Below are 2,763 nucleotides of genomic sequence, written 5' to 3'. Positions count from 1 at the left end.
TATTCACGGTCATGAATAAGCCAAAATCCTCTCTCTGAAAACGGGCCACTTTTCGGGGGGCAGACCAATGAGATCGAACGCCGCCATATGCTGGACGTCATCCAAGCTTTCACGATCAGCGGTCGGCTTAGGTACGTCCGCTGGCCAAGAGATGTCAGTTGTCTGCTGCGCCCCAATGAGCGACTGGGCAGAGCCGATGCGCTGCTTGAAATCAAATTCATACTGGTCACGGTCAGCGTCGATGTTTAGGGCTTGGTCGAGGGGTATCCCGTTCGAAGTCGCAATAACCAACGCCGGCGAGTACACTTCGATGGCTCGCCATACGCTGAAGCCGAGCAACCAGAATAAGTCTATGGTCTTGGTATCGAATTGGATACGCTTGGCGTCTGCGTTCATTGTGACGCCTTCGGTATTTGGCGAAACTTCGATGGCATGGCCGTATTGCGCCCAAAGGCGGCCAATGTCATCGGCGCGCTCGGGGACAGCGCCGCGCAGAAGATGAAGAATAATGGTCCTTTCGGATGGCTCGGCTGTCACGTCTTTTCTTCCTCCATGCGTAAAAGGGTCACCGACGATAGAATAGAATTCTCCCAAATTGTGCTGCATTCGACATCGCCATCGCGCTCAAACCAGTGTGTCGCGCCCGGGATAAGGTCAAACGGGATTGGATTAGCCGCCAGCGGATTGTGATACACTTCAAGTTCCTGGCACCACGCTTCGCCCCATGGCCAGAGCGATTGATACTCCGCGCTGCCGACGGAAAGCTCGAAGTCGATGGGTTCAAGGGCCCCAGGCGTTCGGTCAAAAAGGATACCGCGCCGAACCATTTCCAATCCTGAGGGCCGCCATCCTGCGAGAAAGCCCATACGATTGAACTTGGCCATCGTTCCGGCATTGCTGAAAATCACAGCTGAAAGATGTGTGAATTCGGGATTGCGAAACAGGCCAGCTGGGATGCTGTGTTCTCCCGTAAGATTGCTGATAGGTGTGCCAATGGCGCGGCGGCTGGATCCTTCCCCTTCAACATCGGCGCGCAAGCCGTAAAGATATGTTGGTAGGGCCTCACGGCTCCATACCATCGAACCCGACTCGTGGAAGTCGGCGATTGCGAGGGCAAAGGCGTGCCCCTTCACATGGTCCAGTTCATGATAATTTCGCTGTAGCTTGCTGCGTAAGGTCTTGGCGAACCGCTCCGCGGGCGCACCGGTCAGGCGCTCGGTACGATCTTCGGGAGCATGCATCCATTCGCCGATGCCGCCAAATTGCGGAACCTCTGAATTTGCCGTCACCGCCTCGATCCAACAAGTGGCGCCATCCTTTTCAATCCAGAAGTCCGGCGAAACATGATCCTGCCGCACCACCAAACCCTGCTCGCGGAAGCAGGCGAGAAGGTAAAGTTCGAAGAGCCTTGCAGCAAAATTGTTGGTTTGCAGGTCGGTGACGAAGTTCGCGTCGGGTTTGTGAAGCGCCAGATAGCATTCACCGACAGCCATGAGGGCTGGCACATGACTGAAGGTGCTGGTCAAAAGCCGAAACTCCGGCGAGATGCCGCGAGGGCCGACTTTCATCAGTGGCGGGCGTTTCCGCACACCGGGCGGAAGTGGTTCTGGCGGATCGCCTCCACGCATATTGATGCTGAGCCGGTCAAGCGCAGCTTCCGGACTGAAAATTGGCCCGCTTTCGTCCACCAGAACCCAGCGGTGATCGATACGGCGACGGAGAACCAATGTCGAAAACGTTCCCTGTTCAGGGTCAAGGAGAATGCAACCGCATGCGGTGCCGCGCCCTACCTGATATGCGCTGAAGATGTGCGATGGCTCGAAGTTTGGCCCATGCTCGAGTGACAGGGCATGTAACTCGAATTGCCGCTGGCAAATGGGTTTGATCAGCCGTTGTTCATCGCCGGTAGCCATAGCCACCTCGATGGATAGCGGCGACCCGACGTCGACTATGTGGCCGCAAGCATGTCATTGGGCTTCCGTGGTCCGTGTTGGAACCAGAATGTCGTTTGCTTCCCATCCGTCGTCGCTACGTACAGTGACGAATTCCCGATCCCAAACGCCCCAGTTCATCGGCAATGGGACCTCAGCAAGGGGATTGTGGACATATGTGAGTGGCCGGGTCCGGCGCGACAGATTTCCAAGGCCGACACGCGACCAGATCACGCCCGAGATGTTGGCAAAACGCTCGTCGAGAAATGCCGTGCGCGGGATCGGATTGCCTTCGCGCTGGATGACGGGCGCCGCATGAAATCCTTCATCGAGAACATTTCCTGTCTCTCGGTCGACGGTGATGTACGCATCTCCAACCGGAAACAGAGTTGACATGATGAGCGGTAAAGGTTGTTCAGCGACATAGACGCCGAACCGGCTGGCGCTGATGGCGATAATCCGTGTGTCGTCGGGTGTAACCACACCTTGCTCGATATAATGTGCAATTCTTTGCGCTTTGGTCCAAAATGCCCCCGATGTCCGCAACTGCGCTTGACGGATCGGCGCGGCAATTAGCCCGCCTCCTTCGTTCATGGGAATGGGCCGTACAATCTGGTCGGGACCAGGCGCACCTTCTTCGGGTGCTATCGCCTCGATCCAGATACGATGACCATCTTCGAGAACGCATAAATCCGGTTGGCCACCGTCGCGCTGACGGTCGACCACGGGTAGCAATGTTCGCCCCGCGTCGAGTAGCGTATAGCCTAGGTTCAGGACTCATTAAAGCCACCAAATTACGATAGCAGCAATACAGATTGCAGAAAAAAATGTA

The 2,763-nt window shown here is 56.1% G+C and carries 3 protein-coding genes; all 3 read right to left on the bottom strand.

From position 1 onward, the window contains the following. Positions 1–9: 9 nt before the first annotated feature. Genes IEX96_RS13965 through IEX96_RS13955 form a run of 3 tightly spaced genes read right to left on the bottom strand, consistent with a single transcriptional unit; the run spans position 10 to position 2,657 of the window. Entirely contained in the window at positions 10–537 is a 528-nt protein-coding gene (locus IEX96_RS13965) for a phage exclusion protein Lit family protein (protein ID WP_188874160.1), read from the bottom strand. Beyond that, a complete protein-coding gene (locus IEX96_RS13960) occupies positions 534–1,913 on the bottom strand; it encodes a hypothetical protein (RefSeq protein WP_150006449.1) in 1,380 nt (459 codons plus the stop codon). The genes IEX96_RS13965 and IEX96_RS13960 overlap by 4 nt, the downstream gene beginning before the upstream one ends. Positions 1,914–1,967: 54 nt before the next feature. Beyond that, positions 1,968–2,657: a hypothetical protein gene (locus IEX96_RS13955; protein WP_229773769.1), complete on the bottom strand. Its 690-nt coding sequence runs from the start codon at positions 2,655–2,657 to the stop codon at positions 1,968–1,970. Positions 2,658–2,763: the final 106 nt, after the last annotated feature.

This window comes from Iodidimonas muriae, from assembly GCF_014647255.1.
GTDB classification, from domain to species: domain Bacteria; phylum Pseudomonadota; class Alphaproteobacteria; order Sphingomonadales; family Rhodothalassiaceae; genus Iodidimonas; species Iodidimonas muriae.
Note: the sequence above shows the minus strand (reverse complement) of the source record. Positions and strands in the feature narration are given on the sequence as shown.

Excerpts from the sequence above, each read along its gene's own strand:
- IEX96_RS13960 (WP_150006449.1), bottom strand. The coding sequence starts at position 1,913 with ATGGCTACCGGCGATGAACAACGGCTGATCAAACCCATTTGCCAGCGG.